This is a genomic window from Lentzea sp. NPDC059081, assembly GCF_042738015.1.
In the GTDB taxonomy this organism is placed as follows: domain Bacteria; phylum Actinomycetota; class Actinomycetes; order Mycobacteriales; family Pseudonocardiaceae; genus Lentzea.
In genome coordinates this window covers 167,804-180,378 of the sequence record NZ_JBHYGW010000002.1, presented here as the reverse complement: position 1 = coordinate 180,378, position 12,575 = coordinate 167,804, and the positions used below count along the sequence as shown (strand labels likewise).

The 12,575-nt window shown below is 68.3% G+C and carries 18 protein-coding genes; 7 read left to right on the top strand and 11 right to left on the bottom strand.

Annotation, left to right across the window (positions count from 1 at the left end; translation table 11 throughout):
* Positions 1–3 precede the first annotated feature (3 nt).
* The gene (locus ACFWV3_RS05365; RefSeq protein ID WP_382408531.1) at positions 4–549 is read left to right on the top strand and encodes a hypothetical protein; all 546 of its coding nucleotides are present in this window, start codon (positions 4–6) and stop codon (positions 547–549) included.
* On the opposite strand, the gene ACFWV3_RS05360 is transcribed toward ACFWV3_RS05365, so the two are convergent.
* The 10 genes from ACFWV3_RS05360 to ACFWV3_RS05315 form a co-directional block, all read right to left on the bottom strand.
* A complete protein-coding gene (locus ACFWV3_RS05360; protein WP_382408529.1) occupies positions 536–709 on the bottom strand; it encodes a DUF397 domain-containing protein in 174 nt (57 codons plus the stop codon). The two genes, ACFWV3_RS05365 and ACFWV3_RS05360, sit on opposite strands and share 14 nt — an antisense overlap.
* Entirely contained in the window at positions 651–1,535 is an 885-nt protein-coding gene (locus tag ACFWV3_RS05355) for a helix-turn-helix domain-containing protein (protein ID WP_382408527.1), read from the bottom strand. The genes ACFWV3_RS05360 and ACFWV3_RS05355 overlap by 59 nt, the downstream gene beginning before the upstream one ends.
* A 60-nt stretch (positions 1,536–1,595) precedes the next feature.
* Complete coding sequence (locus ACFWV3_RS05350) at positions 1,596–2,531, bottom strand: asparaginase (protein WP_382408525.1); 936 nt, start codon at positions 2,529–2,531, stop codon at positions 1,596–1,598.
* Positions 2,532–2,546: 15 nt separating this feature from the next.
* Positions 2,547–3,224 (bottom strand): polysaccharide lyase family 7 protein, encoded by a 678-nt coding sequence (locus ACFWV3_RS05345; protein ID WP_382408523.1) that lies wholly within the window; start codon positions 3,222–3,224, stop codon positions 2,547–2,549.
* Positions 3,225–3,363: 139 nt separating this feature from the next.
* On the bottom strand, positions 3,364–3,927 hold the full coding sequence (locus ACFWV3_RS05340) for a dihydrofolate reductase family protein (protein WP_382408521.1): 564 nt from the start codon (positions 3,925–3,927) through the stop codon (positions 3,364–3,366).
* Positions 3,928–3,991: 64 nt separating this feature from the next.
* A complete protein-coding gene (locus ACFWV3_RS05335) occupies positions 3,992–4,555 on the bottom strand; it encodes an acireductone dioxygenase (protein ID WP_382408519.1) in 564 nt (187 codons plus the stop codon).
* The gene (mtnB, locus tag ACFWV3_RS05330) at positions 4,552–5,148 is read right to left on the bottom strand and encodes a methylthioribulose 1-phosphate dehydratase (protein WP_382408517.1); all 597 of its coding nucleotides are present in this window, start codon (positions 5,146–5,148) and stop codon (positions 4,552–4,554) included. Before mtnB ends, ACFWV3_RS05335 begins: the two co-directional genes overlap by 4 nt.
* Positions 5,145–5,801 carry an acireductone synthase gene (mtnC, locus tag ACFWV3_RS05325; protein WP_382408515.1) on the bottom strand — a complete coding sequence of 219 codons (657 nt, stop codon included), beginning with the start codon at positions 5,799–5,801 and terminating at the stop codon, positions 5,145–5,147. Before mtnC ends, mtnB begins: the two co-directional genes overlap by 4 nt.
* Positions 5,798–6,799, bottom strand: a complete 1,002-nt coding sequence (locus tag ACFWV3_RS05320; protein WP_382408513.1) for a s-methyl-5-thioribose-1-phosphate isomerase — start codon at positions 6,797–6,799, stop codon at positions 5,798–5,800. The genes mtnC and ACFWV3_RS05320 overlap by 4 nt, the downstream gene beginning before the upstream one ends.
* Positions 6,799–7,899 carry an acyl-CoA dehydrogenase family protein gene (locus ACFWV3_RS05315; protein ID WP_382408511.1) on the bottom strand — a complete coding sequence of 367 codons (1,101 nt, stop codon included), beginning with the start codon at positions 7,897–7,899 and terminating at the stop codon, positions 6,799–6,801. The genes ACFWV3_RS05320 and ACFWV3_RS05315 overlap by 1 nt, the downstream gene beginning before the upstream one ends.
* A gap of 141 nt (positions 7,900–8,040) precedes the next feature.
* On the opposite strand from ACFWV3_RS05315, the gene ACFWV3_RS05310 reads away from it, so the two are divergent.
* From ACFWV3_RS05310 to ACFWV3_RS05285, 6 genes are all read left to right on the top strand, one after another.
* Positions 8,041–8,244 carry a cold-shock protein gene (locus tag ACFWV3_RS05310; RefSeq protein ID WP_330855385.1) on the top strand — a complete coding sequence of 68 codons (204 nt, stop codon included), beginning with the start codon at positions 8,041–8,043 and terminating at the stop codon, positions 8,242–8,244.
* Between the two features lie 235 nt (positions 8,245–8,479).
* Complete coding sequence (locus ACFWV3_RS05305; RefSeq protein WP_382408508.1) at positions 8,480–8,635, top strand: hypothetical protein; 156 nt, start codon at positions 8,480–8,482, stop codon at positions 8,633–8,635.
* Positions 8,613–8,885, top strand: coding sequence for a hypothetical protein (locus tag ACFWV3_RS05300; RefSeq protein WP_382408506.1), 273 nt, complete (start codon positions 8,613–8,615; stop codon positions 8,883–8,885). The genes ACFWV3_RS05305 and ACFWV3_RS05300 overlap by 23 nt, the downstream gene beginning before the upstream one ends.
* 103 nt (positions 8,886–8,988) lie before the next feature.
* The gene (locus tag ACFWV3_RS05295) at positions 8,989–9,147 is read left to right on the top strand and encodes a hypothetical protein (protein WP_382408504.1); all 159 of its coding nucleotides are present in this window, start codon (positions 8,989–8,991) and stop codon (positions 9,145–9,147) included.
* A gap of 305 nt (positions 9,148–9,452) precedes the next feature.
* The gene (locus ACFWV3_RS05290) at positions 9,453–10,655 is read left to right on the top strand and encodes a PI-PLC domain-containing protein (RefSeq protein ID WP_382408502.1); all 1,203 of its coding nucleotides are present in this window, start codon (positions 9,453–9,455) and stop codon (positions 10,653–10,655) included.
* Between the two features lie 30 nt (positions 10,656–10,685).
* Positions 10,686–11,765, top strand: coding sequence for a PLP-dependent aminotransferase family protein (locus tag ACFWV3_RS05285; protein WP_382408500.1), 1,080 nt, complete (start codon positions 10,686–10,688; stop codon positions 11,763–11,765).
* Here ACFWV3_RS05285 and ACFWV3_RS05280 read toward each other — a convergent pair.
* Positions 11,728–12,555 (bottom strand): glycosyltransferase family 2 protein, encoded by an 828-nt coding sequence (locus ACFWV3_RS05280; RefSeq protein WP_382408499.1) that lies wholly within the window; start codon positions 12,553–12,555, stop codon positions 11,728–11,730. The genes ACFWV3_RS05285 and ACFWV3_RS05280 overlap by 38 nt on opposite strands.
* Positions 12,556–12,575: the final 20 nt, after the last annotated feature.

Here is a 12,575-nt window from a genome sequence, read left to right as displayed (position 1 = left end):
CCGATGGACATCACCTGGGACGTCGCACACGCGCGGCTCAGCCACGACCGAATGCTGCACATCGCCCGAGCACTCATCTCCATGCGACCCGAGACCGTCACGCTCGGCGGCGGGGACCCGCTCGACGTGCCCGGCCTGTTCGAGATCATCGACCTGTTCCGCCTGGCGGGCATCGACGTCGTCCTGCGCACGTCCGGCAAGTCGATGCACCCGTCCATGGTGCGCACGCTGCTGCGGACGTGCGCCCGCATCGAGGTGTGCGCGATGGCGTTCACCCACGCCATGCACGCCCTGCACCTGCTCGACATCGGCGCGTCGAAGCTCGACTCCCACGCCGTCTTCGGCCTGGACGCCACCGGCATCCGGCGCGGCTTCGACCGCCTGGAGGAGTTCTGCGCCACCACGGCCTTCGAGCTGCCGCGGCTGGCGTTCATCGCGTTCAGCGAGTCGATCGGCTCGGACCACGCTCAGTACCTGCAGTCGCTCGCGCCGCAGTCGGTGCGGGTGACGGTGGAGACCGCGAACACCTCGGTGGTCAGAGCCAGTTGAGCAGGGCGCGCCAGGCAGAGGTGGAGAACGCGAGTGCGTCGCCGCTCGCGTTCTTCGTGTCGCGGACGAGGGCGTTGTGGGCGAGCGACACCTCGACGCAGTCACCGGAGCCGTTGGCCGTGCTGTAGCTGCTCTTGCGCCAGATCCGTTGGGCGGCCATGGAAGTCCTCTCGCAGTCCGCTGACGTACTCCGCCAGCTTGCTCCGAGATTGTTCAGGATCCAAGGCCACCGCATCCAACCGCTCGAACATCCTCCTGGCCCGCTTGACGGCGAGGTCGTCCTGCGCGAACACCTGCGCCATGTCGGTCTCGCTGAACACCACCGGCCGCGCCTTGTCGAACTCGTACAGCGTGAGCTTCGACTGCGGGACGGAACTTCTGACCTTCGAGGGCACGATGCGAAGGGTGTGTGTCCTGAAGAGCAGCCGCAGGTATTGCTCCTTCATCACCCGCGTATCCCCCACCAGCGTCTGCAGCGCGAGCTCGTGCACGTAGAACAGGCACTCCGGCCGGTACACCCGTTGCAGGACCGACTGCCGTCCGACGCGGGCCTCGACGAAGGCGTCGACGTCCTCCGGTGCCTCGATCCCGCCCTCCCGGAGCAGGGCTCGGGCGTACTCCGGCGTCTGGAGCAGGCCCGGCAGCACCATGACCTCGTACGAGGTGATCGTGTGCGCCATCGCCTCGGTCATCGCGAGCGTGCGCAGGTTGTCGGGGAGCTGCACGCAGTACGCGTCGAAGGCGTGCTGGTAGCGATCGCGGAACTCCTCCAGGTACTCGAGGTTCTTGCCACACGTCGCCACCCACTGCACGAGGTCGACCTCGGTGGCCCGCACCTTGCCGTGCTCGATGTTCGACACCTTGCTCGGGTCCCAGCCGAGATGGGCCGCCATCGCCCGGCCGGTGAACGACGTCGACGTCTCCCTCAACCGGCGCAGCTCGTCGCCGAGGTCCCGGCTGTACGCGGTGGATGCGATCGTGGTCATTCCTGCGAAGCTAAGCCTTGGGGACGCCCCATGCACCGGCTCGTTCGGGTGAAAACGCCGCTAAAAAACAGAGCCCCTAGCTGCGAAAACGTCTCCGATAGGTTGCATGGAGCCGAGAGCCAGCCGCAGCAGCACACGGGCCTTCCGCGGGCACAACCACCCGGCCATCACCACCCCACGACCGATCAGGTCGGACTCGGACCCGACGAACCCGTAGGTGTTGCGGAAGGTGGTCCCGGCGCCGGTCCGGTTGGCGATCACCACCGGGAAGCGGGCCCGCGAGATCGCCTCGGCCATCCCGACGGACACGTGCCCGACCCCGGACGCGGCGACCACCACCCCGCGGACGTCGAGCCAGTCGAGCAGTGAGCCGTCATCGTCCACAGTGGCCTCTACGAGCGGAACCGCCGGTGCGTCGAGGGGTCGTGGCAGAGCGGGGAGCTGGTGGGCCGGGTGGAAGTACCGCGGTGTCCCCTCCACCACCAGACCGAGCGGGCCGGGGAACGACTCGAAGGCGTTCGGGAGGCTGCTGTGCGTCTTGCGGACCCAGCGGGCGGCGTGGATGGAGTCGTTGAGCACCAGCAGCGCGCCGCGGCCGCGGGAGTTCGGGGCGCCGGCCACGGAGACGGCGGCGGCGAGGTTGGCGGGGCCGTCGGGGCCGGCCAGGCCGGGGTGGCGCATGGCGCCGGTGACGACGAGAGGTTCCTCGTGCGGCCACAGGCAGTCGAAGAAGTAGGCGGTCTCTTCGAGGGTGTCGGTGCCCTGGATGATCACGACACCGGCTGCGCCGAGCGAGACCTGTTCGGAGGCCCAGTCGAAGGTCTCCAGCAGGGTGGTGAACGTCAGGGAGGCGCCGGGGATCGTGGCGAGGGTGGCGATCTCGCCGACGTCCAGGCCCTGGACGAGGTCTTGCGCGCCCAGGGTCGGTGACACCGCGCCGGAACCCGTCATCGTGATCGTGCCGCCGAGCGATGCCACCGCCACCCGAGAGTCCATGGACTCACCCTAGAGCTACTGGCGCCAGTACGTGATGTTCCGGAAGCGGGCTTCTGCGCGGCCGCTGCCGTGGTGGTAGACGCCGTTCTTGAAATAGCGCGTCGCGGGGCCTTCGTCGGGGTGGGTGAGTTTCAGGGCGCCGTTGTAGTAGACCTTCACGGTGCCCGTTCCGCCCGCGACCGCCGTATGTTCGACGCGGACCTTGAACCATTTGTTGTAAATGCCGGTGGCGATGACCTGGTTGCTGTCCTTGCGCAACGAGCCGCCGTTGATGTTGGCGACGTTGAGCATGACGTCGGTGGCGCGCGTGCCGTCGGGACGGCTGCCGCGCAGGATCTGCACGACGGTCGGGCCGCTCACGCCGGAGGGGATGTAGATCTCGCCCTCCCAGGCGCGCTGGCCGCTGGAGTACTCCTGGTTGAAGCGCATCTCGGTGCGTGGATCCGTTGGGCTGCCTTGGGTGTGGGGCTGGTCGTAGTCGTAGACCCACATCGTGTGCACGCCGCCTTCGAACTTGTAGCGGCTGCTCAGGGCGAGGTTGTAGGGCTTCTGGACGGTGTAGGTGTACGACTCCGGGGCCCACTGCGCGGACGGCGGCTGAGCGAGGGCCTGAGCTACCGGGGCCACGACGAGTGGTGCGGTCAACGCGAGGGCGAGCACGGAGCGTCGCGTGTGGAGTGCAGGGGTTTCCACGGTGAATCCCTCCGACTTCCGTAAGTGGTCTGTACCACTTTGAGGGCTGGAAGGCGGAGGGATCAACAGCTGCGGGAAATTCCGGGACGATGTTCAGAAGGGCGAACTTTTCACATTTCTGAACCCGCGCGACAACGACTCAGCGCCTGGTCTCGTACCTGCTCAGGACGATTCCGCCGGAAAACGTCCTGGTCTCCACGAGGGTCAGGTTCACCCAGTTGTCCAGGGCCGTGAAGAACGGCTTGCCGCCGCCCACCAGGACGGGAGCGGTGAGCAGCACGTACTCGTCGATCAGGCCTGCCCGCATGGCCGACGCGGCGAGCGTGGCGCCGACGACGTCCATGGGGCCGCCGTCCTCGGCCTTGAGCCGGGCGATCTCGGCGACGGCGTCACCGGTGACCAGGCGGGTGTTCCAGTCGACCGGCCTGTCCTTCGACGAGAACAGCACCTTCGGCATGGCCCGCCAGCGCCGGGCGTACTCGGCGTGCGCCGGGGTGACGCCGGGCTGCTGGTCGGCGGTCGGCCAGTGGGAGCTCATCCCCTCCCACACGCCGCTCCCGTACAGCGCGAGGCTCGTCGCCCCGACCCGGTCGGACCACCACTGGAACAGCTCGTCGCTCGGCACGCTCCAGCCGAGGTCGTCGCCCGGCGCGGCGACGTAGCCGTCCAGGCTCGTGTTCATGGCGTAGGACAGTGTCCGCATCGCGTCATTCTCCCGTGTCGTCGGTGTCGGCGTGCAGACCCGCGCGACACGGGAGAATCATCGGTCAGATGCCCGCGCGCAGCTCGTCGAAGGTCGGGAACTTCGTGGCGATGTCGCTGCCGGTGAAGTTGCCGATCCAGCCGTCGTCGTCGTGGAAGAACCGGACCGACACGTAGTCGGGTTCGGTGCCCATGTCGAACCAGTGGGTCGTGTTCGCCGGCACGCTCAGCAGGTCGCCGGCCGTGCAGTACACCGCGTACACCTTGTCGCCGATGTGCAGGTAGAAAACCCCTGCGCCACGGGCGAAGTAGCGGTCCTCGTCGTCGTCGTGCGTGTGCTCGGCGAGGAACTTGTTGCGGAACTCGACGGCCTTCGCGCGGTACTCGTCGGTGTCGGCCGGGGTCATCTCCATCGCGTCGACGTAGGAGTAACCCTCCGTCTCGCTGACGCGGGCGATGTCGGACTCGTAGGCCTGCAGGGCGTTCTCGGCGGTCACACCGTCCACAACGGACCACCGGTGGAAGCGCACGCCGTGCTCCTTGAGCTCGGTGGCGATCTCGTCCGGGTCCGTCGTGCGGACGAGGACCTCGTCGGGGCCGGAGTCCGGCCACACCGTCAGCAGCGTCATGCGTGCCTCCCCGTAAAGATGTCTCGCGTCTCCACCTTGAAGCGCAGCAACCACTCCAGGCATTCCAGCCGGTGCCTGGCCTGCATCAGGTCGTCGCCCCACACGTACACGCCGTGCCGTGCGACGATCAACGCCGGAACGCCGGGGTCGAAGCCCTTCTCGAAGGCGTCGCCCAGCTCGGCCATGTCCTGCGAGTTGCGGACGACCGGGATCACGACCTCTTCGTGGTCGTACCGGCCGAACCCCTTGAGCATCTCCAGGTCCTGCAACACCACGCCGCTTGGCCAATGCTCGGCCGCGACGACCGGCGCCAGCGCGTGGACGTGCACGACGGCACCGGCTCCGGCGACGCGCGCGATCCTGGCGTGCAGACCTGCCTCGGCGGACGGGACCTTGTCGCTGTCGACCGCGAGCCCGTTCTCGTCGATCACCACGCTGTCCTCGGCGGTGATCTCGCCCTTGTCGACGCCGCTGACCGTGACCGCGAGCCGGAGCGGATCGCGTTGCAGGACCACCGAAAGGTTGCCCGACGTGCCGCGCATCCAGCCCATCCCGGCGTAGCGGACGCACTCGCGGGCGAGCTCCGCCGTCACGAGAGCTCCCAGACCGTCGGGTGGGGCGTGAAGTCGGCGTTGCCGTACGGCTCACCGGCGCGCGCGACGCCGACCGTCTTCCAGCCGGCTTCCTGCGCCGCGTGCAGCTCGGCGGGGACGTCGCTGTAGAAGGTGATGTCGTCGGACTGGAGCGTCTCCGCGATCTTGTGGTACGACGCGGCTTCACGCTTCGGACCGGCGTTGACCGTGTCGAAGTGGTGCTCCAGCAACGGGGTCAGGTCGCCGTCCGTGGTGTGCTGGAAGAACGCGACCTGGCCGGCGACGGAGCCGGACGAGAAGATCGCGAGCTTCACACCGTCGTCGTGCCACTTGCGGATCGCGGGGACGACGTCCGGGAAGAACTCCGCCACCAGGTCGCCCTGCGCGTAGCCCTGCTGCCAGATGAGGCCCTGCAACGTCTTGAGCGGCGTGACCTTCTGGTCGGCGTCCATCCAGTCGTGCAGCGCCTTGACGACGTCGCCGTGGCCGGACAGCTCCTTGATCTGCGCCACGGCGTCGGCGACCACCGGGTCGTCACCGTGCTGCTCGATCCACGGCCCGAGCCGCGGGCGCGCGTAGTCGTAGAGCACGACCAGCACCTGGTCCGTCGCGCTCAGCGTGCCCTCGATGTCGAGCACGACCCACTTGCTCACCGCTGTTCTCCCTCGTAGTACTTGTCCAGCTCCGCGGCGTGGAACACCCCTCGGTCGGTGACGACGTCCGTCACGAACCGCGGCGGCGTCACGTCGAACGCGGGGTACAGCCCTTTCACCCTCGGCGTGGCACTGGGCCGGCCGAGGACCTGCAGCACCTCGGCGCCGTCGCGGTACTCGATCTCGACGTGCTCGGTCGTGGGTGCCGCGTGGTCGGGTGCCTGGACCTGGGCGTGGAACGGCACGCCGAACGCGTGCGCTGCCACGGCCAGTCCCAGTGTGCCGACCTTGTTGACGACGTGCCCGTCCATGGTGACGCGATCGGCCGCCGTGACCAAAGCGTCGACCGCCCCGCTCTGCAGAACGGCCGCGCCCATGCCGTCCGTGATGAGCGTGGTGTCGACGCCCATCTCGATCAACGTCTCGGCGGTGAGCCGGGCTCCTTGCAGGTAAGGACGGGTCTCCGTGCAGAAGAACCGCAGCGTCTTGTTCTGCTTCTGGGCCGCTCGGACCGTTTCGGTCAGGTACAGGTCGGCCCAGCAGTGGGTCATGACGGTCGCGTTGTCGGGCAACAGGTTCGCCGTGTGCTCGCCCAGCGCCTGGCTCTTCGCCCGGTACCGGCGGTCGCCTTCCAGCGCGCCTTCGAGTGCCTGCGAGACGTCCTGCGCCGCGTCGACGTGGTCGAGGACGACCTTGGTGGCCTTGCGCAGGGCGTTGTTGGTGCGCCTGGTGTTCTCCAGCATCCGCGCGGTGTCCGCGAGCTGCGCGCGTGCCGTCTCGAACGATGTCGCTTCGAGGGTGCGGGCCTTCAGAACCATGCCGTAGAGGACCGCGAAGTACGGGCCCGAGGACTGGGTGACCATGTCCTCGATGGCCCGCGCGACGTCCTCGGCCGTCCGGCAGAGCACCCACTCGCGTTCGAACGGGAACCGGCGGCGGTCGAGGATCAGCACACCGTCGTCGGTGAGCCGCACCGAGTCGGCGAGGACCGGCTGCATCAGCTGTACCCGGTGTGGGCGGGGCGGGCGCCGGTCAGGAAGTTCTCGCCGACCTCGCGTGCCTTGTAGACGACCGGGTCGTGCAGCGTGAGCGTGCGGGCGTTGCGCCAGAAGCGGTCCACGCCGTACTTGGCGGCCGTGCCGCGTGCGCCGACCTGCTCGAAGATGCGGCTGGTGACGTCGTTGACGAGCTTGGTGCTCACGACCTTGGCCTCGGAGATCGTCACCGCGACCTCGCCGCGCTTGGCGGGGGTGAGGTGGCGGCCGAGCTCGGAGGCCTCGTGCAGCTGCCGTGCCGCCTCGTCCGCGAGCAGCCCGGCGGCCCTGGTCTGGGACACCATCTCGCCGTACGCGGCGACGATGTACGGGTCTTCGGTGGCCGCCTCGACACCGCTCACGAACCACGGACGGGTCTTCGTGCGCGTGTAGTCGGCCGCTTCCGCGAGGGCCCCCTCGGCAAGAGCGACGTAGAGCTGGGAGAGCACGAGCTGGAAGCCGATGGCGGCGAGGCTGAGGCGCGGGTCCTCGTTGGCCGGCTGGACGCCGAGGATCTCGGTGACCGCGACGTTCTCGAAGCTGACGCCACCGGACGCGGTGAGGCGCTGGCCGATGTTGTCCCAGTCGTCCAGGTAGGTGATTCCGCCGGCCTTGCCGTCGAGCAGGAACGTGAGCTTCTCGCCGTTGTCGGTGCGGGTGGCGCTGACGACGAGCCGGTCAGCCACGGCGGCACCGGTGGCGAAGGTCTTGCGGCCGTTGAGCGTGAAGCCGGTCTCGGCGGGGGTCAGTTCGAGTGCCGCGTCGAGCGGGTTGCTGACGCCGGCCCAGAACTGGCCTGGGGCCTTGCCGAACGGGACGTCGAACAGGCCGCTGCGCCAGATCTGCAGGTAGTGGTACCCGAGGAGGTGGCCGATGTTGGCGTCGGCGGCACCGATGACGCGCCCGACCCGTTGCTGGACCGCCCAGTCGTCGACGTCGAGCAGGCCGCTCTGGCGGAGCAGTTCCACCTCTTTGGCGGGTGGCTGGTTCGCCCGGTCCCTGTCGGCCGCGTCGGACCTGAGCGTCGCCGCCACGTCGTGCGCGACGTCCAGCCAGTTCGTCATGCCTGCTCCTCTCGGTGGTACCCGGTTCAACTTACTTCTTCACACCACCGGGCTAACCACGATGTGAGAGAGGTCGTCCGCTGGCAGACTGCGCCGCGCACCCCGCTGTGGCGGGGGACCGACATCTAGGGAGCAATTCGTATGGCGCAGGGCACCGTGAAGTGGTTCAACGGCGAGAAGGGCTTCGGATTCATCGAGCAGGACGGCGGTGGTCCGGACGTGTTCGTGCACTACTCGCAGATCCAGGGCAACGGCTTCAAGTCGCTCGAAGAGAAGCAGCGCGTGGAGTTCGAGATCGGCCAGGGTCAGAAGGGACCGCAGGCGCAGGCCGTCCGCGCCGTCTGAGTCCGCTTCGCGGAGCCCGTCCGGTGTTCGTGCCGGGCGGGCTTCTTTTGTGCCCTGAACAGGCGCTGACCTGGGCTTCCGGAATTGTCAGACCCGTCTGTCATCGTGGTCTCACACGTTCGTTCGGAGAGCCATGATCGAAAGGCTGGGACTGCCGTGCACCCTCTCTCTTCGCTCCGCGGTGAACGCTCGCGTCGCGCAACTCGCCCGATGGACGTGGCGGTCGGAGCGGGTCGTGAGTCTCGAGGTGAACCGCCAGGTCGGCGTCCGCACCCGCCGGACCGCGTCCGAGGCCCTGCTGCTGGCCGCGCTGCAGTTCGCGCAGGAGAGGCTGGTCGCAGCCGTGTCCGCTGCCAGGGGACGCGGTGGTGACGCCGGCGAGCCCGCGTGAGCTGCGGAGCTCGCTCAACAAGGCGGCGTTCGTGCTGGCCCGCGCGACGAGCAGGCATCCCGGTTCGGTGAACCGGGAGCTGAACGGGGTGATGGGGATCGACCGCCGGGCCGAGGCGTCCAAGGAGCAGCTGCGGGAGGCGCTGCGGTACGTGGGCGAGCGGTTGCGGGCGCTGGGCGGGGCACGGAGGTCGTCGCGGGAGGCCGGTCAGGACGCCGACTTCTCCTCGGGAGGTGATCCGCCGTTCTGACGCGGCCTTGCTCGTGCCCTGAACTGGGCTTTCCGGAAATTGTCAGACCCGTCTGCCATGGTGATCTTGATCGGACCACGGTGCTCGAAAGGCAGGGACTGACATGCGCGTCGTCGCCTCGTTCCACGGCGAACGCTCCACCCGCTCCGTCAGCGCGGTGCGGAGCTCGTTCGGCGGGGCGCGCAGCCCGTTCGCCGGCAACGACCGGCCGGGCGCGGGAAGCACCGAGGTTCGCCTGCGTCCACCGAACCAGCGGCTGTAGGAGACGAAGCGGGCGTCGCGGCCCATCGGCCACGACGCCTCCGCTTCCCGCCGCGGGATCGACGGAGCGAGACTCACGGGCGCACGAGGCCCGGAGAGAAGTGGCAACCGAGGGAGTCGAACCCTGCGCGGCTTGTGAAGGCGGCGCCCGAGGTACCGGCCCTAACCCTTCGGTTGGGCGACGGCTGCCGTGGAGTTGTTCTGGGTAGGTAGAGCAGCCCCTTGTGCGTGGGATACCCGAAGTGTTAAACGTCCACACGCCTGAAGCGGTTTCATGTTTCACCCTGATGGATGACGCTGGAGGTCATGCGACGCTTCCCTGCCATCGCAGCCCTGCTGCTCCTTCCCCTGCTCCAGGTGCCCGCCACCGCGAACGCGGCTCCGTCGGGCACGTACTACGTCACCAGTGTCGGCACCGGACTCAACGTCGCCCAGAACGGCGGTGGAGTCGAGCTGCACTGGCCCAAAGGCAACGAGGACCACCAGCAGTGGCGGGTGAGCGACGGGAGGTTCGAGAACACCGACTCGCCGGGTCAGTGCATCACCCGCCAGCTCACCATGGGTTCGTGTTCACAAGGGGATACGGTTCACAGCCCGGTTCAGTTCGGTGATCAATGGGAGTTCTTCACGCTCGGCGGGCAGTCGCGCTGGTACCTGACGCCGGTCACCGGCCAGACCGAGTCGATGCCGGCCGATCCGCGGCTCGACCAGATGACGTTCCTGACCGCCCACAACGCCTACGCGAACGGGGTGGACGGCGGGTTCGCGCCGCCGTTCGTCGACCTCGCCAAGAACCAGACGCGCGGCATCGTGCAGCAGCTGAGCGATGGCGTGCGCGGGTTCATGCTGGACATCCACCAGACCGCGGACGGCGCGATTCTCTGCCACAACAGCTGCACGCTGGTGAGCAAGCCGGTGGCGCTCAACGTCGATCTCCAGCGAATGGTCGACTTCCTGAAGAACAACCGCGGCGAGATCGTCACGGTGTTCTTGGAGGACTACGTCGACGCGACCACGTTGCGTGCGGAACTGCGCAAGGTGCAGGGCCTGAACGACGTGCTGTACCGCGCCGAAGGAGTGCAGCAGAACGGGTGGCCGACGCGCAGCCAGCTGCAGAACAGCGGCAAGCGGCTCATCATCTTCACCGATCACGGAAAGGACGGGCGCGAGGACTCGGGAGTCCTCTACCAGCGCGACTGGACCGTCGAGAACTACTGGTCGATGGGGTCCGGCCTGGGCAGCTCCGACTGGTCCTGTTACAGCCGATGGGATGAAAAACCGCTCACGGCGACGGGGAGCTTCCAGCCGTTGTTCGTGATGAACCACTTCCGGGACGTTCCGATCTCGGGCACGGCGACGACCGACAACGGCAAGCTCGCGAACAGGGCCCAGCAGTTCTGCCAGCCGGCGGCGCGGAAGAAGCCGAACTTCCTGGCCGTCGATCTCTACCACCTCGGGAACGCGGCCGGGGCGGTCAGTGCGCTGAACTCATACGTATATAGGCCGTAGCCCAAATCGTGGGAGTTGTACGCTCCGCGCATGGCCTCGATCCTGTTCACGCGCGGAGCGCCCTCTCTCGACATCATCGACCAGGAGGGTCTGCGCGAAGCGGCGCAGAAAGCCTTCACGGACGACCCCGGCGGCACGTTCGCGTACGGCACGAGCGTCGGTTACGTGCCCCTGCGCACGTGGCTCGCGGAGCAGCACGACGTCGAGCCGGAGCAGGTGCTCGTCACCAACGGGTCGATGCAGGCCGACGCGTTCCTGTTCGAGCTGCTCGTGCAGGAGGGCGACGACGTGGTGGTCGAGGCGCCGACCTACGACCGCACGCTGCTGAACCTGCGCCAGCGCGGCGCGAAGATCCACGCCATCGAGCTGGAGACCGACGGCATCGACGTCGACGCGCTCGCGAAGCTGCTGGAGAGCGGTGTGCGGCCGAAGCTCGCGCACATCATCCCCAACTTCCACAACCCGGCCGGCTACACGCTGTCGGAGGCGAAGCGCGCGCGGCTGCTGGAGCTCTCGGCCGAGTACGACTTCGTGCTGTTCGAGGACGACCCGTACGTGAAGGTGCGGTTCGAGGGCGAGCCGCTGCCGACGATGCTGTCGCAGGACAAGAACGACAAGGTCGTCTACGCGTCGTCGTTCTCGAAGACCATGGCGCCCGGCATCCGCTGCGGGTACCTGGTGGGCCCGAAGGCCGTCATCAAGGCGGTCCAGGACATCGCCACCACCACGTACATCTCGCCGAACATGGTCGCGCAGTCGATCGTGAACTCGTACTGCCGCTCGGGCCGTCTCGACGAGTCGGTCGTGAACGTCCGCACCGCGCTGCGCGCGCGCAGGGACGCTCTCGTCGCGGCGCTGCAGCGTGAGCTGCCGGAGGCCGTCTTCACGGCGCCGCAGGGCGGTTACTTCATGTGGGTCGAGCTGCCCGGCGTGTCGATCGAGAAGCTCGCGCCGGTCGCCAAGGAGCACGGCGTCGAGTTCGTGAAGGGCTCCGACTTCCTGCTGGAGGGCGGCGACAACGAGATCCGCCTCGCGTTCTCGGGTGTCACGCCGGAGCAGATCGACGAGGGCATCACCCGCCTCGCGGCTGCCGTGCGCTCACTTTCCTGATCTGCGCTTCCAGGTGTTCCGGCAGCTCACGACGCTGCCGGAGCGCCTCGCGCAGCAGGGGTAGTGCCGCGCGGAACGCCCGCGGGTCCTTCAGCGACGCCGCGAGAGCGCTGCCCACCGGCCGTCGCATCCACGACGCGAGCACGGCGTTGCGCCGCTCGACGATCTCCCCGTCCGGCGCCCGCTCGGCCGCCGGGTGGTGGTGCGCCACGATGTCCTCGACGTAGCAGAGCGCCCACCCCGCCGCCGCGAGGTCCCACGACAGCAACGTCTCCTCGCCGCGGAAGAACAACACCGGGCTGAAGCCACCTACGTCGAGAAAAGCCTGCCGCCGCACGATCGCCGAGCAGGCCATGAACCCGAGGACCGCCGGCCCGGCGACGCCTTCGCCCAACGGGCTGTGGCGCAGCAGCGGCGTGATCGGGTCGGGTTGCTCCGAGAGTCCCACCAGCGTCCGTGCGGCGATCAACGCCAGGTCCGGGTGCGCGTCGAAGATCGGCTCCGACCGCTCGAACGCGTCGGAGGCCCACCACGAGTCGTCGTCGGCGAAGGCCACGAACGGTGTCCGCGCCGCCTGCACGCCGAGGTTGCGCGCGGTCGCACCCCGGTTCACCGCCGACCCCAGCAGCAAGACGCGAGGAAACTCCTTGCGCGCACGGGAAACCGTGTCGTCGGTGGACGCGTTGTCGACCACGATCATCGGCACCGCGAGCTCGCTGAGGCGCGTGAGAGTGCGCATCAGGCTGTCGGCGCGGTTGCGAGTGGCGATGACGACCGTGGTCCGGGCCATGCCAGTCGTCTACCCCACCA